This window comes from Enterobacter cloacae complex sp. IR5402, assembly GCF_049238125.1.
In the GTDB taxonomy this organism is placed as follows: domain Bacteria; phylum Pseudomonadota; class Gammaproteobacteria; order Enterobacterales; family Enterobacteriaceae; genus Enterobacter; species Enterobacter hormaechei_C.
This window is the reverse complement of record NZ_JBMKHO010000009.1, coordinates 95,196-115,936: the sequence shown is the minus strand read 5'-3', so window position 1 is coordinate 115,936 and position 20,741 is coordinate 95,196. Positions and strand designations below refer to the sequence as shown.

20 protein-coding genes are annotated in these 20,741 nt (G+C 57.4%); 17 read left to right on the top strand and 3 right to left on the bottom strand.

Annotated features, from left to right (window positions below; translation table 11 throughout):
* The first annotated feature begins 130 nt into the window (after positions 1-130).
* The 3 genes from rpoH to livJ all read left to right on the top strand — a co-directional run bounded on the left by rpoH (position 131) and on the right by livJ (position 3,688).
* Positions 131-988, top strand: a complete 858-nt coding sequence (gene rpoH, locus ACOTXL_RS16010) for an RNA polymerase sigma factor RpoH (RefSeq protein WP_045349866.1) — start codon at positions 131-133, stop codon at positions 986-988.
* A 136-nt stretch (positions 989-1,124) separates the two neighbouring features.
* Entirely contained in the window at positions 1,125-2,390 is a 1,266-nt protein-coding gene (locus ACOTXL_RS16005; RefSeq protein WP_023323836.1) for a 4-aminobutyrate--2-oxoglutarate transaminase, read from the top strand.
* Between the two features lie 197 nt (positions 2,391-2,587).
* Positions 2,588-3,688: a branched chain amino acid ABC transporter substrate-binding protein LivJ gene (gene livJ / locus ACOTXL_RS16000; RefSeq protein ID WP_003861530.1), complete on the top strand. Its 1,101-nt coding sequence runs from the start codon at positions 2,588-2,590 to the stop codon at positions 3,686-3,688.
* Positions 3,689-3,805: 117 nt separating this feature from the next.
* Here livJ and panM read toward each other — a convergent pair whose 3' ends face one another.
* Complete coding sequence (gene panM / locus ACOTXL_RS15995) at positions 3,806-4,189, bottom strand: aspartate 1-decarboxylase autocleavage activator PanM (protein ID WP_023314973.1); 384 nt, start codon at positions 4,187-4,189, stop codon at positions 3,806-3,808.
* Positions 4,190-4,613: 424 nt separating this feature from the next.
* Here panM and livK point away from each other — a divergent pair, with 424 nt between their 5' ends.
* The 10 genes from livK to ugpQ all read left to right on the top strand — a co-directional run bounded on the left by livK (position 4,614) and on the right by ugpQ (position 14,625).
* The gene (gene livK, locus ACOTXL_RS15990) at positions 4,614-5,723 is read left to right on the top strand and encodes a high-affinity branched-chain amino acid ABC transporter substrate-binding protein LivK (RefSeq protein WP_003861537.1); all 1,110 of its coding nucleotides are present in this window, start codon (positions 4,614-4,616) and stop codon (positions 5,721-5,723) included.
* A 46-nt stretch (positions 5,724-5,769) separates the two neighbouring features.
* On the top strand, positions 5,770-6,696 hold the full coding sequence (gene livH / locus ACOTXL_RS15985; protein WP_003861540.1) for a high-affinity branched-chain amino acid ABC transporter permease LivH: 927 nt from the start codon (positions 5,770-5,772) through the stop codon (positions 6,694-6,696).
* Entirely contained in the window at positions 6,693-7,970 is a 1,278-nt protein-coding gene (locus ACOTXL_RS15980; protein WP_003861542.1) for a high-affinity branched-chain amino acid ABC transporter permease LivM, read from the top strand. The genes livH and ACOTXL_RS15980 overlap by 4 nt, the downstream gene beginning before the upstream one ends.
* Positions 7,967-8,731 carry a high-affinity branched-chain amino acid ABC transporter ATP-binding protein LivG gene (gene livG / locus ACOTXL_RS15975; RefSeq protein ID WP_003861544.1) on the top strand — a complete coding sequence of 255 codons (765 nt, stop codon included), beginning with the start codon at positions 7,967-7,969 and terminating at the stop codon, positions 8,729-8,731. The genes ACOTXL_RS15980 and livG overlap by 4 nt, the downstream gene beginning before the upstream one ends.
* 1 nt (position 8,732) lies before the next feature.
* Positions 8,733-9,446, top strand: a complete 714-nt coding sequence (gene livF, locus ACOTXL_RS15970) for a high-affinity branched-chain amino acid ABC transporter ATP-binding protein LivF (RefSeq protein WP_022651964.1) — start codon at positions 8,733-8,735, stop codon at positions 9,444-9,446.
* 251 nt (positions 9,447-9,697) lie between these two features.
* Positions 9,698-11,014 (top strand): sn-glycerol-3-phosphate ABC transporter substrate-binding protein UgpB, encoded by a 1,317-nt coding sequence (gene ugpB / locus ACOTXL_RS15965; protein WP_045349864.1) that lies wholly within the window; start codon positions 9,698-9,700, stop codon positions 11,012-11,014.
* 72 nt (positions 11,015-11,086) lie between these two features.
* Positions 11,087-11,974 (top strand): sn-glycerol-3-phosphate ABC transporter permease UgpA, encoded by an 888-nt coding sequence (gene ugpA / locus ACOTXL_RS15960; protein WP_045349863.1) that lies wholly within the window; start codon positions 11,087-11,089, stop codon positions 11,972-11,974.
* Positions 11,971-12,816 carry a sn-glycerol-3-phosphate ABC transporter permease UgpE gene (ugpE, locus tag ACOTXL_RS15955; RefSeq protein ID WP_023314971.1) on the top strand — a complete coding sequence of 282 codons (846 nt, stop codon included), beginning with the start codon at positions 11,971-11,973 and terminating at the stop codon, positions 12,814-12,816. The genes ugpA and ugpE overlap by 4 nt, the downstream gene beginning before the upstream one ends.
* A gap of 1 nt (position 12,817) precedes the next feature.
* Positions 12,818-13,888 (top strand): sn-glycerol-3-phosphate import ATP-binding protein UgpC, encoded by a 1,071-nt coding sequence (locus tag ACOTXL_RS15950; protein ID WP_003861554.1) that lies wholly within the window; start codon positions 12,818-12,820, stop codon positions 13,886-13,888.
* Positions 13,885-14,625, top strand: coding sequence for a glycerophosphodiester phosphodiesterase (gene ugpQ / locus ACOTXL_RS15945; RefSeq protein ID WP_045336146.1), 741 nt, complete (start codon positions 13,885-13,887; stop codon positions 14,623-14,625). Before ACOTXL_RS15950 ends, ugpQ begins: the two co-directional genes overlap by 4 nt.
* Here the strand turns inward: ugpQ and ACOTXL_RS15940 are convergent.
* On the bottom strand, positions 14,615-14,986 hold the full coding sequence (locus ACOTXL_RS15940) for a DUF2756 family protein (protein WP_022651960.1): 372 nt from the start codon (positions 14,984-14,986) through the stop codon (positions 14,615-14,617). The genes ugpQ and ACOTXL_RS15940 overlap by 11 nt on opposite strands.
* Before the next feature lie 122 nt (positions 14,987-15,108).
* Between ACOTXL_RS15940 and ggt the strand changes: the two genes are divergently transcribed.
* The gene (ggt, locus tag ACOTXL_RS15935; protein WP_072223428.1) at positions 15,109-16,854 is read left to right on the top strand and encodes a gamma-glutamyltransferase; all 1,746 of its coding nucleotides are present in this window, start codon (positions 15,109-15,111) and stop codon (positions 16,852-16,854) included.
* Between the two features lie 87 nt (positions 16,855-16,941).
* Here the strand turns inward: ggt and yhhY are convergent, their stop codons facing one another.
* Positions 16,942-17,430, bottom strand: a complete 489-nt coding sequence (yhhY, locus tag ACOTXL_RS15930) for an N-acetyltransferase (protein ID WP_003861561.1) — start codon at positions 17,428-17,430, stop codon at positions 16,942-16,944.
* A 258-nt stretch (positions 17,431-17,688) separates the two neighbouring features.
* Here yhhY and ACOTXL_RS15925 point away from each other — a divergent pair, with 258 nt between their 5' ends.
* The 3 genes from ACOTXL_RS15925 to gntR all read left to right on the top strand — a co-directional run bounded on the left by ACOTXL_RS15925 (position 17,689) and on the right by gntR (position 20,632).
* On the top strand, positions 17,689-18,726 hold the full coding sequence (locus ACOTXL_RS15925; RefSeq protein WP_045349861.1) for an oxidoreductase: 1,038 nt from the start codon (positions 17,689-17,691) through the stop codon (positions 18,724-18,726).
* A gap of 123 nt (positions 18,727-18,849) precedes the next feature.
* The gene (locus ACOTXL_RS15920) at positions 18,850-19,545 is read left to right on the top strand and encodes a pirin family protein (protein ID WP_003861565.1); all 696 of its coding nucleotides are present in this window, start codon (positions 18,850-18,852) and stop codon (positions 19,543-19,545) included.
* A 91-nt stretch (positions 19,546-19,636) separates the two neighbouring features.
* Positions 19,637-20,632 carry a gluconate operon transcriptional repressor GntR gene (gene gntR / locus ACOTXL_RS15915; RefSeq protein WP_003861567.1) on the top strand — a complete coding sequence of 332 codons (996 nt, stop codon included), beginning with the start codon at positions 19,637-19,639 and terminating at the stop codon, positions 20,630-20,632.
* Positions 20,633-20,741 lie beyond the last annotated feature (109 nt).

Sequence of the window (20,741 nt, the reverse complement as noted above, 5' to 3'; positions counted from 1 at the left end):
GCACCTGGAACTTGTGGATAAAATCACTGTCTGATAAAAGTGTGAATGCTAATCTCGTTGCTCAAACGCTTTGGCATGGTTGTTGCCTGACGGGGACAACCTGGACCAGAAGAAACATTGAGAGGAATGAATGACCAAAGAAATGCAAACTTTAGCTTTAGCCCCTGTTGGTAACCTGGAATCTTACATCCGGGCTGCGAACACCTGGCCGATGTTAACGGCTGAGGAAGAAAAGGAGCTTGCTGAAAAGCTGCATTACCAGGGCGATCTGGAAGCAGCTAAAACGCTGATCCTGCCTCACCTGCGCTTTGTTGTTCACGTTGCTCGTAATTATGCGGGCTACGGCCTGCCGCAGGCGGACCTGATTCAGGAAGGTAATATTGGCCTGATGAAGGCGGTACGTCGTTTTAACCCGGAAGTGGGTGTGCGACTCGTCTCCTTCGCCGTGCACTGGATCAAAGCGGAAATTCACGAATACGTCCTGCGTAACTGGCGTATTGTGAAAGTCGCCACGACGAAAGCGCAGCGCAAACTGTTCTTCAACCTGCGTAAAACCAAGCAGCGTTTGGGCTGGTTCAATCAGGATGAAGTGGAAATGGTGGCGCGCGAGCTGGGCGTTTCCAGCAAAGACGTCCGCGAGATGGAATCCCGTATGGCCGCTCAGGACATGACGTTTGATATGTCTGCCGACGATGACGCGTCCGACAGCCAGCCGATGGCCCCGGTTCTGTATCTACAGGATAAAACCTCTAACTTTGCTGACGGCATTGAAGAGGATAACTGGGAAGACCAGGCGGCGAACAAGCTGACCTTCGCGATGGAAGGCCTCGACGAGCGTAGCCAGGATATCATCCGTGCCCGCTGGCTGGACGAAGATAACAAGTCCACGTTGCAGGAACTGGCCGACCGCTACGGCGTCTCCGCTGAACGTGTGCGTCAGCTTGAAAAGAACGCCATGAAAAAACTTCGCGCCGCTATCGAAGCGTAATTTTCGCGAAGTACACCGAGAACCCCTGGATGAGAGTCTGGGGGTTTTGTTTTTTTAGCGCCCGCTCTGGCGAATTCCCTGCCCCTGGCAAACACTTACTGATGCGCTAAGCAGGCGACTTTCAGAGGGTGACAGGGTGAAAAATAACGAACTGAACGACCGGCGTTTACAGGCGACGCCGCGCGGTATCGGCGTCATGTGTAACTTCTATGCCGATAAAGCCGAAAACGCCACGGTGTGGGACGTGGAAGGTAACGAGTATATTGATTTTGCCGCCGGGATCGCCGTGCTGAATACCGGGCATCGCCATCCTAAAGTTATCGCCGCCGTCGAAAAACAGCTTCACGCCTTTACCCATACCGCTTATCAAATCGTCCCTTATGAAGGCTATGTATCGCTTGCCGAGCGCATCAACCAGCGCGTACCCATAGAGGGGCCAGCCAAAACCGCCTTCTTCTCAACGGGGGCGGAAGCGGTCGAAAACGCGGTGAAAATCGCCCGCGCGTACACCAGACGTTCCGGCCTTATCACCTTCGGCGGCGCGTTCCACGGCCGTACCTTTATGACCATGGCGCTGACCGGCAAAGTGGCACCCTATAAGCTCGGCTTCGGCCCGTTCCCCGGCTCGGTGTACCACGCGCAATTCCCTAACAGCCTGCACGGCGTCAGTACCGCCGAAGCGTTAAAAAGCCTGGAGCGCATCTTCAAAGCCGATATCGCGCCCGATCAGGTGGCGGCAATCATTATTGAACCGGTTCAGGGCGAGGGCGGATTCAACGTCGCGCCCGCTGATTTTATGCAGGCGCTGCGTGCCCTGTGCGATACCCACGGGATTTTACTGATTGCCGACGAAGTGCAAACCGGCTTCGCCCGTACCGGCAAGCTGTTCTCCATGGAAAACCACTGCGTGAAGCCCGATCTGATCACTATGGCGAAAAGCCTGGCGGGCGGGATGCCGCTCTCTGCCGTCTCTGGCCGGGCGGAGGTAATGGATGCGCCGGCCCCGGGCGGACTTGGCGGAACCTACGCAGGTAACCCGCTGGCGATTGCTGCGGCCCATGCGGTGCTGGATGTGATTGACGAGGACGATCTCTGCACCCGCGCGGCGCATCTCGGGCATCATCTGGTCGAGGTGCTGAATAAAGCGAAGGATGGCTGTCCGTATATCGCCGATATCCGTGGGCAGGGGTCGATGGTGGCGGTGGAATTTACCGATCCGCAAACCGGACAGCCGTCGCCGGAATTTACCCGTCAGGTTCAGGAGCGCGCGTTGAACGAAGGGCTGCTGCTTTTGAGCTGCGGCGTTTACGGCAACGTTATTCGCTTCCTCTACCCACTCACCATCCCCGAAGCGCAGTTTCGTAAAGCGCTGGATATTATTTCCGCCTCGCTGACACGATAAAGCCAAAAGCCCGGCTGAAATGAAGGCCGGGCTTATCATATTTTCATTTCAAATTAGCTATTCCAAAATCATAAAAATGGGGTATGTTTTAGCAGAGTATGCTGAAAAAGCGCGAACAGCACGCCTATAACTGAAATAAAGCGCTACACAACAACATCACAACAATCGTTATAACCATAATAATGGGGAATCTCAGGATGAACATGAAGGGTAAAGCGTTACTGGCAGGATGTATCGCGTTGGCATTCAGCGCCATGGCGCAGGCCGATATTAAAGTGGCCGTGGTGGGCGCAATGTCCGGTCCGGTAGCACAGTACGGCGACCAGGAATTTACGGGCGCGGAACAGGCGGTTGCAGACATTAATGCTAAGGGCGGCATCAAGGGCGAAAAGCTGCAAATCGTAAAATATGACGATGCCTGTGACCCGAAACAGGCGGTCGCGGTGGCGAACAAAGTGGTAAACGACGGGATCAAATACGTTATTGGTCACCTGTGCTCCTCTTCCACCCAGCCCGCGTCTGACATCTACGAAGACGAAGGCATTCTGATGATCACGCCGGCCGCGACGGCGCCAGAGCTGACCGCGCGCGGCTATAAGCTGATCCTGCGTACCACCGGTCTGGACTCCGATCAGGGGCCAACCGCCGCGAAATACATCGTGGAAAAAGTGAAGCCGCAGCGCATCGCGATTGTTCATGACAAACAGCAGTACGGCGAAGGCCTGGCCCGTGCGGTGCAGGATAACCTGAAAAAAGCGAACGCCAACGTGGTGTTCTTTGACGGTATCACCGCCGGTGAGAAAGACTTCTCGACCCTGGTCGCGCGTCTGAAGAAAGAAAACATCGATTTCGTTTACTACGGCGGCTACCACCCGGAAATGGGGCAGATCCTGCGTCAGGCGCGTGCGGCGGGTCTGAAGACGCAGTTCATGGGGCCAGAAGGTGTCGCGAACGTTTCCCTGTCTAACATCGCGGGTGAATCCGCTGAAGGTCTGCTGGTGACCAAGCCGAAGAACTACGACCAGGTGCCTGCGAACAAACCTGTTGTCGATGCCATCAAGGCGAAGAAACAGGATCCAAGCGGTGCGTTCGTCTGGACCACCTACGCAGCGTTGCAGTCTCTGCAAGCGGGCCTGAACCAGTCAGCCGATCCGGCGGAGATTGCCACCTGGCTGAAAGCGAACTCGGTGGAAACCGTGATGGGACCGCTGTCCTGGGATGAGAAGGGCGACCTGAAGGGCTTCGAGTTCGGCGTGTTTGACTGGCATGCCAATGGCACTGCTACTGATGCCAAATAATGCTGGTGCGGGTTGATGCCCTCACCCTAACCCTCTCCCACGGGGAGAGGGGATTACCCGGTTTTCTCCCTCTCCCTAAGGGAGAGGGCCGGGGTGAGGGTATCAGGCCGCACAGATCTAGCGCTTCTCCCACCCGTTCGACTGCGCCGTAAACCCTAACGCCTGCATAAACGCTGCCATCACGCCGCGATCCTCCACGCCCACGTCGGCCATCCACCAGGAGGTTACGCTCGGGTTTTCGCGGATCACCTCTTCAATCAAATACTGCCCGACCCCGCGACGACGGGTCACGTCGCGCACGCGCAGGGAGTCCAGCGCCCCTTCCGTGCCGCTCAGCGTTACGCGGACGGCGGCCAGCAGACGTTCATTAAAACGCGCGGCATAGATGCGGTGGTTTTCATCGACGGCCAGCGATGAAGGGGAATATTCCGGCCAGATCTTGCCCAGGTCGATATGATCCTGGTCGCTAAAGGTCACCAGACGCACGATAGTCAGTTTCATTAGCTGCTTGTCCAAATCAAAAAGAGTAGGGCCAGTGTACTCAATTTATTTGCTCAGGCGCTTTCTCTTTTTCTTCCCATTTACCAGGTGATTAGTTTTTTGACAGCGTAATGCGCAGTTTGAAAACACATGGATCGAAAAATAAGCAGAATTTTAACCTGAAGGGCAGTGATTTATTCGGCGCTTTGTACCGTTATTTTATGCTGCCAACTGCGCTTTTATTTGTTTATCTCCGCCTGATTTCAGAATATTATCTTTGCTTAATCGCCTGAAAAATAGAGATATTAGTCTGGTTTTTGACAAAAAACTGCGCTAAACCATTAAAGGCACTGGTAAAAATAGCGTTGTTCATTAAAAGTACAGAATGCTTTTTAACCATAATAAAACAAAATATAAACACGACATCACGAATGGGGATTCAGAGATGAAAAGGAACGCGAAGACATTAATCGCGGGGATGGTCGCACTGTCGATCTCGCATGCCGCTATGGCAGACGACATTAAAGTTGCGGTAGTGGGGGCGATGTCCGGCCCTGTTGCCCAGTGGGGTGACATGGAGTTCAACGGCGCGCGTCAGGCCATCAAAGATATCAACGCCAAAGGCGGGATCAAAGGCGACAAGCTGGTGGGCGTGGAGTATGACGACGCCTGCGATCCAAAACAGGCCGTCGCGGTCGCCAACAAAATTGTTAACGACGGTATCCAGTACGTCATAGGGCACCTGTGTTCCTCTTCCACGCAGCCTGCGTCTGATATCTACGAAGACGAAGGCATTCTGATGATCACCCCGGGCGCCACCAACCCGGAACTGACCCAGCGCGGCTACCAGCACATCATGCGTACCGCCGGTCTGGACTCCTCTCAGGGGCCAACCGCCGCCAAATACATCCTCGAAACCGTTAAGCCGCAGCGTATCGCCATCATTCATGATAAACAGCAGTACGGCGAAGGCCTGGCGCGTTCCGTACAGGACGGCCTGAAAAAAGGCGGGGCGAACATCGTCTTCTTCGACGGCATTACCGCCGGTGAAAAAGACTTCTCCGCGCTGATCGCCCGCCTGCAAAAAGAGAATATCGACTTCGTTTACTACGGCGGCTACTACCCGGAAATGGGGCAGATGCTGCGCCAGGCGCGCGCCACCGGCCTGAAAACCCAGTTCATGGGGCCAGAGGGCGTGGGCAATGCCTCCCTGTCCAACATCGCGGGGGATTCTGCCGAAGGCATGCTGGTGACGATGCCAAAACGCTATGACCAGGATCCGGCGAATAAGGTTATCGTGGATGCGCTCAAGGCGCAGAAGAAAGATCCAAGTGGTCCGTACGTCTGGATCACCTACGCGGCCGTGCAGTCTCTGGCCACCGCGCTGGACCGTACCGGCAGCAAAGAACCGCTGGATCTGGTGAAAGATTTAAAAGCGCACGGGGCGAACACCGTGATTGGGCCGCTGAACTGGGATGAGAAAGGCGATCTGAAGGGATTTGAATTTGGTGTCTTTAAGTGGCACGCCGACGGTTCGTCCTCGGTCGCCAGATAATCATCCCACCGCCCGGCTCACCGGGCGGGTATAAAAAGGTTTGCATATGTCCGAGCAGTTTCTCTACTTTTTGCAGCAGATGTTTAACGGCGTCACGCTGGGAAGCACCTACGCGCTGATCGCCATCGGCTACACGATGGTTTACGGCATTATCGGCATGATTAACTTCGCCCACGGCGAGGTGTACATGATCGGTAGCTACGTCTCCTTTATGATCATCGCCGCGCTGATGATGATGGGCATCGACAGCAGCTGGCTGCTGGTGGCCGCCGGGTTTGTCGGCGCGATTGTGATCGCCAGCGCCTACGGCTGGAGTATCGAACGGGTAGCCTACCGACCGGTGCGCAGCTCCAAGCGCCTGATCGCGCTGATCTCCGCCATCGGGATGTCCATTTTCCTGCAAAACTACGTCAGCCTGACTGAAGGTTCACGCGACGTGGCGCTGCCAAGCCTGTTTAACGGCCAGTGGATTGTGGGGGCCAGCGAAAACTTCTCCGCCTCTGTCACCACCATGCAGCTGGTAATCTGGGTTGTGACCTTTATTGCGATGCTGGCCCTGACCCTGTTCATCCGCTACTCCCGCATGGGACGCGCCTGCCGCGCCTGCGCGGAAGATCTGAAGATGGCGAGCCTGCTCGGGATTAACACCGACCGCGTGATTGCCCTGACCTTCGTGATCGGCGCAGCGATGGCGGCGGTGGCTGGCGTGTTGCTCGGTCAGTTCTACGGCGTAATCAACCCGTACATCGGTTTTATGGCCGGGATGAAAGCCTTCACCGCAGCGGTACTGGGCGGCATCGGCAGCATTCCGGGCGCGATGATCGGCGGCCTGATTTTGGGCGTGGCCGAAGCGCTCTCCTCTGCGTATCTGAGCACCGAATATAAAGATGTGGTGTCGTTTGCCCTGCTAATTCTGGTTCTGCTGGTGATGCCTACCGGTATTCTGGGCCGTCCGGAGGTAGAGAAAGTATGAAACCGATGCATTTTGCGATGGCGCTGCTCTCTGCCGCCATGTTCTTCGTCCTGGCGGGCGTCTTTATGGGCGTCCAGTTAGGGCTGGACGGCACGAAGCTGGTGGTGGATACCGCCCCCGACATCCGCTGGCAGTGGGTGTTTATCGGCACCGCTGTGGTGTTCCTGTTCCAGCTGCTGCGTCCGCTGTTCCAGAAGACGCTGAAAAACGTCTCCGGGCCGAAATTCGTCCTGCCGGCGATCGACGGTACAACCGTGAAACAGAAGCTGTTCCTTGTGGCGCTGCTGGTGGCTGCCGTGGCGTGGCCGTTTATGGTATCGCGCGGGACGGTGGATATTGCCACCCTGACCATGATCTACGTGATTCTGGGGCTGGGTCTGAACGTGGTGGTGGGGCTGTCTGGCCTGCTGGTGCTGGGCTACGGCGGGTTCTACGCCATCGGCGCGTACACCTTCGCGCTGCTGAACCACTATTACGGCCTCGGCTTCTGGACCTGTCTGCCGCTGGCGGGGCTGGTCTCTGCCGCGGCGGGCTTCCTGCTCGGTTTCCCGGTGCTGCGCCTGCGCGGTGACTACCTGGCGATTGTGACCTTAGGCTTCGGCGAAATCGTCCGTATCCTGCTGCTCAACAATACCGAGGTGACCGGCGGTCCGAACGGCATCAGCCAGATCCCGAAACCGACCTTCTTCGGCCTGGAGTTCAGCCGTACCGCCCGCGAAGGCGGCTGGGATACCTTCAGCAACTTCTTTGGCATCAAATACGATCCGTCCGACCGCGTGATCTGGCTCTATCTGGTGGCGCTGCTGCTGGTGGTGATTACGCTGTTTGTGATCAACCGTCTGCTGCGCATGCCGCTGGGTCGCGCGTGGGAAGCGCTGCGCGAAGATGAGATCGCCTGCCGCTCCCTGGGCCTGAACCCGACCCGCATCAAGCTGACCGCATTTACCATCAGCGCCGCGTTTGCCGGTTTCGCCGGAACGCTGTTTGCCGCGCGTCAGGGCTTCGTCAGCCCGGAATCGTTCACCTTTGCCGAATCGGCCTTCGTGCTGGCGATTGTGGTGCTCGGCGGAATGGGCTCGCAGTTCGCCGTGATCCTCGCGGCTATCCTGCTGGTGGTCTCCCGCGAGCTGATGCGCGACTTTAACGAATACAGCATGTTAATGCTGGGTGGTTTGATGGTGCTGATGATGATCTGGCGTCCGCAGGGTCTCCTGCCGATGACCCGTCCACAGCTGAAGCTGAAACGCACACAGGCGAAAGGAGAGCAGGCATGAAGCCTTTATTATCCGTTAACGGCCTGATGATGCGTTTTGGCGGCCTGCTGGCGGTCAACAATGTGAATCTGGATCTGCACAAGAAAGAGATTGTCTCCCTGATTGGCCCGAACGGCGCGGGAAAAACCACGGTCTTCAACTGCCTGACCGGCTTCTACAAGCCGACGGGCGGCACCATCATGCTGCGCGATCAGCATCTTGAAGGGCTGCCGGGCCAGCAGATTGCCCGCATGGGCGTGGTGCGTACCTTCCAGCACGTGCGTCTGTTCCGCGAGATGACGGTGATTGAGAACCTGCTGGTGGCGCAACATCAGCAGCTGAAAACCGGCCTCTTCTCCGGCCTGCTGAAAACCCCGGCCTTCCGCCGCACGCAGGAAGAGGCGCTCGATCGCGCCGCGACCTGGCTCGACCGTATCGGCCTGCTCCAGCACGCCAACCGTCAGGCGAGCAACCTCGCTTACGGGGATCAGCGTCGCCTGGAGATTGTGCGCTGCATGGTGACGCAGCCGGAGATCCTGATGCTCGACGAACCAGCGGCAGGTCTCAATCCGAAAGAGACCAAAGAGCTGGACGAGCTGATTGCCGAGCTGCGCGACCATCACGACACCACCATCCTGCTGATTGAGCATGACATGAAGCTGGTGATGGGCATTTCGGACCGTATCTACGTGGTAAACCAGGGCACGCCGCTGGCAAACGGCACGCCGGAAGAGATCCGCAACAACCCGGACGTGATCCGCGCATACCTTGGTGAGGCATAAGATGGAAAAAGCGATGTTAACGTTCGACAAGGTCAACGCGCACTACGGCAAAATTCAGGCGCTGCACGATGTCAGCCTGCATATCAATCAGGGCGAAATCGTCACCCTGATTGGGGCTAACGGCGCGGGCAAAACCACGCTGCTCGGCACCCTGTGCGGCGACCCGCGCGCCACCAGCGGGCGGATTGTGTTTGATGGTAAAGACATCACCGACTGGCAGACCGCCAGAATCATGCGTGAAGCGGTGGCGATTGTCCCGGAAGGGCGTCGCGTATTCTCCCGCATGACGGTGGAAGAGAATCTGGCGATGGGCGGTTTCTTCGCCCACCGGGATGAATACCAGACCCGCATCAAGTGGGTGTACGAACTCTTCCCGCGCCTGTGGGAGCGTCGTATTCAGCGCGCGGGCACCATGTCCGGCGGCGAGCAACAGATGCTGGCGATTGGCCGCGCGCTGATGAGCCAGCCGCGTCTGCTGTTGCTGGATGAACCGTCGCTCGGTCTTGCGCCAATCATCATCCAGCAGATTTTCGACACCATTGAGCAGCTGCGCAAAGAGGGGATGACCATCTTCCTCGTCGAACAGAACGCCAACCAGGCGCTGAAGCTCGCTGACCGCGGCTATGTGCTGGAGAACGGGCGCGTGGTGCTCTCCGATACCGGCGATGCGCTGCTGGCGAACGAAGCGGTGCGGAGCGCGTACCTGGGCGGATAGGTAAAAGCAAAAAGGCAACGCAAGTTGCCTTTATTAGTGTTTTCTCCCTCTCCCTGTGGGAGAGGGCCGGGGTGAGGGCACCAGACCGCACCCAACATCTAAACCCCTTCACACAACCATCATCCCTCTGACGCCTGGCTGTCACCTGTCTGTAAACAAACAGTTATTTTTCTGTCATTCGAGCATGTCATGTTACCTCGCGAGCATAAAACGCGTGATATCGCGCATCCGGCACAATAAGAGAGATGACAATGACATCGTTACGACACACAGCTTTGGGTCTGGCACTGGGTCTGGCTTTTGCGACGAACGCAATGGCTGTGACGACCATTCCGTTCTGGCATTCCATGGAAGGAGAGTTGGGTAAAGAGGTTGACTCCCTGGCGCAACGTTTCAACGACACCCACCCGGATTACAAAATTGTGCCGGTGTACAAAGGCAACTACGAGCAGAGCCTGAGCGCGGGCATCGCCGCCTTCCGTACCGGTAACGCGCCTGCGCTGTTACAGGTTTATGAAGTGGGCACCGCGACCATGATGGCCTCCAAAGCCATCAAGCCGGTGTACGAGGTGTTCAAAGAGGCGGGCATTAACTTTGACGAGTCCCAGTTCGTGCCAACCGTGGCGGGATACTACACGGATTCCAAAAGCGGGCATCTGCTGTCCCAGCCGTTTAACAGCTCTACGCCAGTGCTGTACTACAACAAAGACGCCTTCAGGAAAGCCGGTTTAGATCCGGAGCAGCCGCCAAAAACCTGGCAGGACCTGGCCGAATACACCGCGAAGCTGAAAGCGGCGGGGATGAAGTGCGGCTACGCCAGCGGCTGGCAGGGCTGGATCCAGATTGAAAACTTCAGCGCCTGGCACGGCCTGCCGGTTGCCACCAAAAACAACGGCTTCGACGGTACCGACGCGGCGCTGGAGTTCAACAAGCCGGAGCAGGTGAAGCACATCGCGCTGCTGGAAGCACTCAATAAGAAGGGCGACTTCAGCTACTTCGGGCGTAAAGACGAATCCACCGAGAAGTTCTACAACGGCGATTGCGCCATTACCACCGCCTCATCTGGCTCGCTGGCAGACATCCGTCACTACGCCAAATTCAATTACGGCGTGGGCATGATGCCGTACGACGCTGACGTCAAAGGCGCGCCGCAGAATGCCATCATCGGCGGGGCGAGCCTGTGGGTGATGCAGGGTAAAGACAACGGCACCTACAAAGGCGTGGCCGAGTTCCTCGACTTCCTGGCGAAGCCGGAAAACGCCGCCGAGTGGCACCAGAAGACCGGCTACCTGCCGATCACCAAAGCCGCGTACGACCTGACCCGCGAGCAGGGCTTCTACAGCAAGAACCCGGGCGCGGATATCGCGACGCGTCAGATGCTGAACAAGCCGCCGTTGCCGTTCACCAAAGGCCTGCGTCTGGGCAACATGCCGCAGATCCGCACCATCGTCGATGAAGAGCTGGAAAGCGTCTGGACCGGGAAGAAAACGCCACAGCAGGCGCTGGATTCCGCGGTAGAGCGCGGGAATCAGCTGCTGCGCCGCTTTGAGCAGTCGACGAAGTCTTAATCTTTTTGCCCTCACTAACCCTCTCCCTTTGGGAGAGGGACGGGGTGAGGGGAAACCAACCTGAGCTAACCTATGTCATCATCCCGTCCGGTGTTCCGTTCCCGCTGGCTGCCGTATCTGCTGGTCGCGCCGCAGCTGGTCATCACCGTCATCTTCTTTATCTGGCCTGCGGGCGAAGCGCTGTGGTACTCGGTACAAAGCGTCGATCCGTTCGGGCTTTCCAGCCAGTTTGTCGGGCTGGGCAACTTTACCGCGCTGTTCCACGACAGCTACTACCTGGATTCCTTCTGGACGACGATCAAATTCAGCGCGCTGGTCACCGTCAGCGGCCTTGTCGCCTCGCTGTTCTTCGCTGCGCTGGTGGACTACGTGGTGCGCGGCAGTCGTCTGTACCAGACCCTGATGCTGCTGCCCTACGCCGTGGCTCCCGCCGTGGCCGCCGTGCTGTGGATCTTCCTGTTTAACCCAGGGCGCGGGCTGATTACCCACTTCCTGGGCGAATTTGGCTACGACTGGAACCACGCCCAGAACAGCGGTCAGGCGATGTTCCTGGTGGTGTTCGCCTCGGTGTGGAAGCAGATCAGCTATAACTTCCTGTTTTTCTTTGCCGCGCTACAGTCTATCCCGCGTTCGCTGGTGGAGGCTGCCGCGATTGACGGCGCAGGGCCGGTGCGCCGCTTCTTCAGGCTGTCGCTGCCGCTGATCGCCCCGGTGAGTTTTTTCCTGCTGGTGGTGAACCTGGTGTACGCCTTCTTCGACACCTTCCCGGTGATCGACGCCGCCACCGCGGGCGGCCCGGTGCAGGCAACCACCACGCTGATTTACAAGATCTACCGCGAAGGCTTTGCGGGGTTGGATCTCTCCGCTTCTGCCGCGCAGTCGGTGGTGCTGATGTTCCTCGTCATCATCCTCACGGTGGTGCAGTTCCGCTATGTCGAAAGTAAGGTGCGCTACCAATGATTGAGAACCGTCGCGGGCTGACGATTTTCAGCCATACCCTGCTAATCCTGGGCATCCTCGTCATCCTGTTCCCACTGTACGTGGCCTTTGTCGCCGCCACTTTGGACACCAAAGCGGTGTTCGACACGCCAATGACGCTGATCCCAGGCACGCATCTGTTCGAGAACATGAAGACTATCTGGACGCAGGGCGTGGGCGCTAACAGCGCGCCGTTCTGGCTGATGATGCTCAACAGTTTCATCATGGCGTTCGGTATCACCGTCGGCAAAATCACCGTGTCGATGCTTTCGGCCTTCGCCATCGTCTGGTTCCGCTTTCCGTTGCGTAACCTGTTTTTCTGGATGATTTTCATCACCCTCATGCTGCCGGTGGAGGTGCGTATCTTCCCGACGGTGGAGGTGATCGCCAACCTGAAGATGCTCGACAGCTACGCGGGCTTGACCCTGCCGCTGATGGCCTCGGCGACCGCCACCTTCCTGTTTCGCCAGTTCTTTATGACCCTGCCGGATGAGCTGATTGAAGCCGCGCGCATTGACGGGGCCTCGCCGATGCGCTTCTTCCGCGACATCGTGCTGCCGCTGTCGAAAACCAATCTCGCGGCGCTGTTTGTGATCACCTTTATCTACGGCTGGAACCAGTATCTGTGGCCGCTGCTGATCGTTCAGGACGTCAACCTCGGCACCGCCGTGGCAGGCATCAAAGGCATGATCGCCACCGGCGAAGGCACCACCCTCTGGAACCAGGTGATGGCGGCGATGCTGCTCACCCTTATCCCACCCGTAGTCATTGTTTTAGCCATGCAGCGAGCGTTTGTCCGCGGCCTGGTCGATAGCGAGAAATAAGATGGCAGGTTTAAAATTACAGGCAGTAACCAAAAGCTGGGACGGCAAAACCCAGGTCATTCAGCCGCTGACGCTCGACGTGGCGGACGGGGAATTTATCGTGATGGTCGGCCCGTCCGGCTGCGGAAAATCCACCCTGCTGCGTATGGTGGCCGGGCTGGAGCGTGTGACGTCCGGGGATATCTGGATTGACCGCCAGCGCGTTACCGAGATGGAACCCAAAGATCGCGGCATCGCGATGGTATTCCAGAACTACGCCCTCTATCCGCACATGAGCGTGGAAGAGAACATGGCCTGGGGGCTGAAAATTCGCGGTATGGGCAAAGGCCATATCGAGGAGCGCGTGAAAGAGGCCGCGCGCATTCTGGAGCTGGACGGCCTGCTCAAGCGTCGCCCGCGCGAGCTCTCCGGCGGCCAGCGCCAGCGCGTGGCGATGGGGCGCGCCATCGTGCGCGATCCGGCGGTATTTCTGTTCGACGAACCGCTGTCAAACCTCGACGCCAAACTGCGCGTGCAGATGCGTCTTGAGCTACAGCAGCTGCATCGGCGGCTGGGAACCACGTCCCTCTATGTGACCCACGATCAGGTTGAAGCCATGACCCTCGCCCAGCGCGTGATGGTGATGAACAAAGGCATCGCCGAGCAGATTGGCACCCCAGTGGAGGTATACGAAAAACCGGCCAGCCGTTTTGTGGCGAGCTTTATCGGCAGCCCGGCGATGAACCTGCTGGACGGGCGGATCAATGCGGCGGGAACCCACTTCGAGCTGGAAAGCGGGATGGCGTTGCCGATCAACTGGTACTATCGTGGCTACGCCGGGCGTAAGATGACGCTTGGTATCCGCCCCGAACATATTGGTTTGACGTCTCAGGCGGACGGCGGCGTGCCGCTGGTGATGGACACGCTGGAGATGCTGGGCGCAGACAACCTGGCGCACGGACGCTGGGGCGAGCAAAAGCTGGTAGTGCGTCTGCCGCATCAGGAGCGCCCGAAAGCAGGCAGCACGCTGTGGCTGCATATGCCGGAAAATCACCTGCACTTATTTGACGGTGAAACAGGACAACGAGTATGAGCAACTGGCCTTACCCCCACATCGTCGCCCACCGTGGTGGCGGTAAACTGGCGCCGGAAAACACCCTGGCGGCAATTGACGTTGGCGCACGCTACGGCCACACGATGATCGAGTTCGACGCCAAGCTGTCGAAGGACGGCGAAATTTTCCTGCTGCACGACGACAACCTCGAACGCACCAGCAACGGCTGGGGCGTGGCGGGTGAACTGCCGTGGCGTGACCTGCTGAAGGTGGACGCCGGAAGCTGGTTCAGCGGCGAATTCAAAGGCGAACCGCTGCCGCTGCTGGCGGAAGTGGCGGACCGCTGTCGTCAACACGGCATGATGGCCAATATTGAAATCAAACCGACCACCGGCACCGGGCCGCTGACGGGTAAAGTGATTGCCCTTGCCGCGCGTGAGCTGTGGGAAGGGATGACCGCGCCGCTGCTGTCGTCGTTTGATATCGACGCGCTGGAAGCCGCACAGGCCGCCGTTCCGGAGTTGCCGCGCGGGCTGCTGCTGGATGCGTGGCGAGAAGACTGGCGCGCGCTGACGACCCGCTTAGGCTGCGTGTCGATCCACCTCAACCATAAGCTGCTGGATGAAGCGCGCGTGACGCTATTGAAAGAGGCCGGTCTGCATATCCTGGTGTATACCGTCAACAAACCCCAGCGTGCAGCCGAGCTGCTGCGCTGGGGCGTGGACAGCATCTGTACCGATGCGATTGACCAGATCGGGCCGAACTTTATTTATTAAGCATACTGCCGTTCTGCTGGGTCGGCAGCATGTGCTGCTGACCGCTGCTTTGCGATACTCCGCCTCCTAACATCCCACCGTTTGCATTGGGCAGCGGCTGTTCAAGCATCTGGCCCTGCTGTACGCGCTGGGTGTTGGTATTCATCTGGTTTTGCAGGTGCTGCTGCTGCACCTGGGTCTGCGTCTTTAACTGCTGATTGAGCATCCCTTTCTGCTGCTGTTGCTGGCTCATCATCTCCGTCTGCATACGCTGCTGGCTCGGAATGACGTAGCCCGGCTGGTTCGGGTTGTTCAGGGTGTTGATTGGCTGTGCGAGCGCGGCGAACGGAAGCAGCGCGGTCAGGATCAGTAATCGTTTCATGGTTATCTCCTCCTTTGAGGCTTCTCTTAAGTTTACCCTCATTCCTGCATAACGATGATTTTTTAAGAGTTGTGAACCAGGCTTAAGCGGGGAATATGGGCCCCTTCACCTGGAGAACAATAATGATGAAACCAACCTTTTTGCGCTGGGTCGCCATCGCTGCGCTGATGGCAGGCGGCACATTTACCGTGGCGGCCAACCCGCCCGCCGCTCCACCGGTCTCTTACGGCGTGGAGGAGGATGTTTTTCACCCCGTGCGGGCGACGCATGGCATGGTGGCCTCGGTTGACGCGCTGGCAACGCAGGTGGGCGTCGATATTCTTAAACAGGGCGGTAACGCGGTGGATGCGGCGGTCGCGGTGGGATATGCGCTGGCGGTGACGCATCCACAGGCGGGGAACCTGGGCGGCGGCGGGTTTATGATGCTGCGCACGAAAGACGGTAAAACCACGGCCATCGACTTCCGTGAGATGGCGCCGAACCAGGCCTCCCGCGATATGTTCCTCGACGATCAGGGTAATCCGGACAGTAAAAAATCCCTGACCTCGCACCTTGCCTCCGGCACGCCGGGCACCGTTGCGGGCTTCTCGCTGGCGCTGGAAAAATACGGCACGCTGCCGCTGAATAAAGTGGTGCAGCCTGCCATCAGGCTGGCGCGCGACGGCTTCGTCGTCAACGACGCGCTGGCGGACGACCTCAAAACCTACGGCAGCGAAGTTATTCCCAATCATGAGAACAGCAAGGCTATCTTCTGGAAAGACGGCGAGCCGCTGAAGAAGGGCGATAAGCTGGTGCAGAAGAACCTCGCAAAAAGTCTCGAACTGATTGCCGAAAACGGTCCGGATGCCTTCTATAAGGGGCCGATTGCCGATCAGATTGCGGATGAGATGCAGAAGAACGGCGGGCTGATCACCAAAGCGGATCTGGCGGAATATAAGGCGGTGGAGCGCGAGCCGATTAGTGGCACCTATCGCGGCTACGAGGTCTTCTCCATGCCGCCGCCGTCTTCCGGGGGCATTCACATCGTGCAGATCCTCAATATTCTGGAAAACTTCGATATGCACAAGTATGGCTTCGGTAGCGCCGATGCCATGCAGGTGATGGCCGAGGCGGAAAAGCGCGCCTACGCTGACCGCTCGGAATACCTTGGCGATCCGGACTTCGTGAAGGTGCCGTGGCAGGCGCTGACCAACAAAGCCTATGCCAAATCGATTGCCGATGAGATCGACATCAACAAGGCTAAACCGTCGAGCGAGATCCGCCCGGGCAAGCTGGCGCCGTATGAAAGTAACCAGACCACCCACTTCTCGGTCGTGGACAAAGACGGAAACGCGGTGGCGGTGACCTACACGCTTAACACCACCTTTGGCACCGGGATTGTGGCGGGCAAAAGCGGTATTTTGCTGAACAACGAGATGGATGATTTCTCTGCCAAACCGGGCGTGCCGAACGTCTACGGCCTGGTCGGCGGCGATGCGAATGCGGTAGGGCCGAAGAAGCGCCCGCTATCATCCATGTCGCCCACCATTGTGGTGAAAGACGGCAAAACCTGGCTGGTGACAGGCAGCCCTGGCGGGAGCAGGATTATCACCACCGTACTGCAAATGGTGGTGAACAGCATCGACTTTGGGATGAACGTCGCCGAAGCGACCAATGCGCCGCGTTTCCATCACCAGTGGCTGCCGGACGAGTTGCGCGTGGAGAAGGGCTTTAGCCCGGACACCCTCAAGCTGCTTGAGCAGCGCGGGCAGAAGGTGGCGGTGAAGGAGGCGATGGGCAGCACCCAGAGCATTATGGTCGGACCGGATGGCGCGCTGTTTGGCGCGTCGGACCCGCGTTCGGTGGATGATTTAACGGCGGGGTATTGATTTTGTTGCCCGGTGGCGCTGCGCTTACCGGGCCTACAACGGCACGGACGTAGGCCGGGTAAGGCGAAGCCGCCACCCGGCAACTTATTACTTCATCCTCGCCATATAATACGCATCCACATACTCGCCGTTGCGCAGGGCATAGCGCCTGCCGGTGCCTTCAATCTCAAACCCGTGCTTTTTGTACACCGCGATTGCCGGTTCGTTATCCACAAACACCGTTAACTCGATGCGGTCGACGCGCAGCCAGTTGTCGCACATATCGATCATGGTGCGAATCAGCGCGCTGGCCACGCCGCGGTTATGCCACTCTGCGCCAACGCATATACCGAAATCGGCAACGTGGCTGCGGCGTGGTCGCTGGGCGACATCAATGGTGAGGTGGCCGACCACGATATCATCAATGCAGGCAACCAGCTGTTTAATGCCCGGCTGTTCGCCTAGCCGCATTTGCCACATTTCCATTGAAGGATGAGGAACCTGTAGCGTGTTGTGGTACACCTCCGGCTGGGCGTGGATCTGACGAATGGCGTCGTAATCTTTCGGTTCAGCGTGGCGTATCACTATCTCACTCATTCCTTGTTCCTCAGTCAGTTAAAAGTCCCCTCCAACATCAGTGACTTTAAAAGTTGAGTCAATCGCTATTTTTTGCAAAAAGTGTTGGACAAGTGCGAATGAGAATGATTATTATTGCTCTGCGTTCAGGAAGACCTCCTACGGGAACCTGAAAGCACGACATTGCTCACATTGCTTCCAGTATTACTTTAGCCAGCTTTTAGCTGGCTTTTTTTTTGTTATGGTTAGACTCAGCAACCTTCGAAAAAGGACTGAGCCATGACACTACACTGCGCATTTATTGGATTTGGCAAAAGCACCACGCGTTACCACCTTCCGTATGTTCTCAACCGTAAAGAGACCTGGCACGTCGCTCATATCTACCGCCGCAGCGCGAAGCCGGAAGAACAGTCTCCGCAGTATTCCCATATTCATTTCACCAGCGATCTTGATGAAGTGTTAAATGATCCGCAGGTGAAGCTGGTGGTGGTCTGTACCCACGCCGACAGCCACTTTGACTACGCGAAACGCGCGCTGGAAGCGGGCAAAAACGTGCTGGTAGAAAAGCCGTTCACCCCGACCATCGCCGAAGCGAAGGAACTCTTTGCGCTGGCGAAAAGCAAAGGCCTGACCGTCACGCCGTACCAGAACCGACGCTTTGACAGCTGCTTCCTGACGGCGAAAAAGGCGATTGAGAGCGGCAAACTCGGCGAGATCGTGGAAATCGAAAGCCACTTCGATTACTACCGCCCGGTGGCGGAAACCCAGCCCGGACTGCCGCAGGACGGGTCGTTCTATGGTCTGGGCGTGCACACCATGGACCAGATTATTTCTCTGTTTGGCCGCCCGGACCACGTGGCGTATGACATCCGCAGCCTGCGCAATAAGGCCAACCCGGACGATACCTTTGAAGCACAGCTGTTCTACGGCGATCTCAAAGCCATCGTGAAAACCAGCCACCTGGTGAAAATCGACTACCCGAAATTTATCGTTCACGGCAAGAAAGGCTCCTTTATCAAGTACGGCATTGACCAGCAGGAGACCAGCCTGAAGGCCAATATCATGCCGGGTGAACCGGGCTTTGCGGCAGATGATTCCGTGGGCGTGATGGAGTACGTGAACGACGAGGGCGTGACGGTCAGGGAAGAGCTGAAGCCGGAAACGGGCGACTATGGACGCGTCTATGATGCGCTGTTTGAGACCCTCACAAACGGCACGGCGAATTACGTCAAGGAATCTGACGTTCTGACCAACCTGGAAATCCTCGAACGGGCCTTCGAACAGGCTTCTCCTGCCACGGTAACCCTCGCGAAATAAGCAAAAACGGCTCCTCTGCGCTTGTTCACAATTTTTGAACAGAGGAGTCAATTTTCACCCTCTATGATCCCAGGGCGTTTGCGTCCACACTTACTCCATCGAAACGAACTGAGGGTGAAAACAATGATCTACTTACGCAAAGCAAACGAACGTGGTCACGCGAATCATGGCTGGCTGGACTCATGGCATTCATTCTCGTTTGCCGACTACTACGACCCGAACTTCATGGGCTTCTCCGCACTGCGCGTGATTAACGATGACGTGATTGATGCAGGCCAGGGCTTCGGTACCCACCCGCACAAAGACATGGAAATCCTGACCTATGTGCTGGAAGGGGCGGTTGAGCACCAGGACAGCATGGGCAACAAAGAGCAGGTTCCGGCGGGCGAGTTCCAGATTATGAGCGCGGGGACCGGGGTGCGTCACTCTGAGTACAACCCGAGCAAAACGGAAAAACTGCACCTGTATCAAATCTGGATCATTCCAGAAGAGACCGGCATCACGCCACGCTACGAGCAGCGCCGCTTCGACGCGAAACAGGGCAAACAGCTGGTGCTCTCGCCGGATGCGCGTGAAGGTTCCCTGAAAGTGCATCAGGATATGGAGCTGTACCGCTGGGCGCTGGCGAAAGATGAACAGTCTGTGCACCAGATCGCCGCCAACCGCCGCGTGTGGATCCAGGTGGTGAAAGGGGAGGTGTCCATCAATGGCACCAAAGCGACAACCGCCGATGGTCTGGCCGTCTGGGATGAGCAGGCGCTCTCCGTGCATGCCGACAGCGAAAGTGAAATTCTGCTGTTTGACCTGCCGCCGGTCTAAATAATTTCTCAACCTTCCCTTTAAACGGGGAAGGTTGAGCTTTGTCCGTGATAAACTGAGCAAATCTCTCACTTCAAGATTTCTCAGGACGATGAAAAAGAAACGCCCCGTACTTCAGGATGTCGCCGATCGCGTCGGTGTGACCAAAATGACGGTCAGCCGTTTTTTACGTAACCCGGAACAGGTTTCCGTGGCGTTGCGTGGCAAGATTGCCGCCGCCCTTGATGAACTGGGTTATATCCCCAACCGCGCGCCCGATATTCTCTCCAATGCGACCAGCCGTGCGGTGGGTGTCCTGCTTCCTTCCTTAACCAACCAGGTATTCGCCGAAGTGCTGCGTGGCATCGAAAGCGTCACCGATGCGTTTGGCTATCAGACCATGCTCGCCCACTACGGGTACAAGCCGGAACTGGAAGAGGAACGTCTTGAATCGATGCTTTCCTGGAACATCGACGGCCTGATTTTAACGGAACGTACTCACACCCCGCGCACGCTGAAAATGATTGAAGTGGCAGGCATTCCGGTGGTGGAGCTGATGGACAGCCAGTCGCCGTGCCTCGACATCGCCGTGGGGTTCGATAACTTTGAAGCGGCGCGTCAGATGACGGCGGCGATCATCGCCCGCGGTCATCGCCATGTGGCCTATCTGGGTGCGCGTCTGGATGAACGTACTATCATCAAACAGAAGGGATACGAGCAGGCGATGCTCGACGCCGGTTTAACCCCGTACAGCGTGATGGTGGAGCAATCTTCTTCTTACACGTCGGGTATTGAGCTGATGCGTCAGGCGCGACGCGAGTATCCGCAACTGGACGGTATTTTCTGTACCAACGATGACCTTGCGGTCGGCGCGGCGTTTGAGTGCCAGCGTCTGGGTTTAAAAATCCCGGATGATATGGCGATTGCCGGTTTCCACGGCCACGACATTGGCCAGGTGATGGAGCCGCGTCTGGCGAGCGTCCTGACCCCGCGTGAACGCATGGGCCGCATTGGTGCAGAACGCCTGCTGGCGCGCATTCGTGGTGAGGCAGTTACCCCTAAAATGTTAGATTTAGGTTTCACCTTGTCACCGGGTGGATCTATTTAATCCGACAAATTTGAAGTAGCTCACACTTATTCACTTCGCGCACGTTTGGATATTGCTTCTCTTATGCCCCGGCAGGACAATGTTACCGATAACTGTTACCCGTAACAAT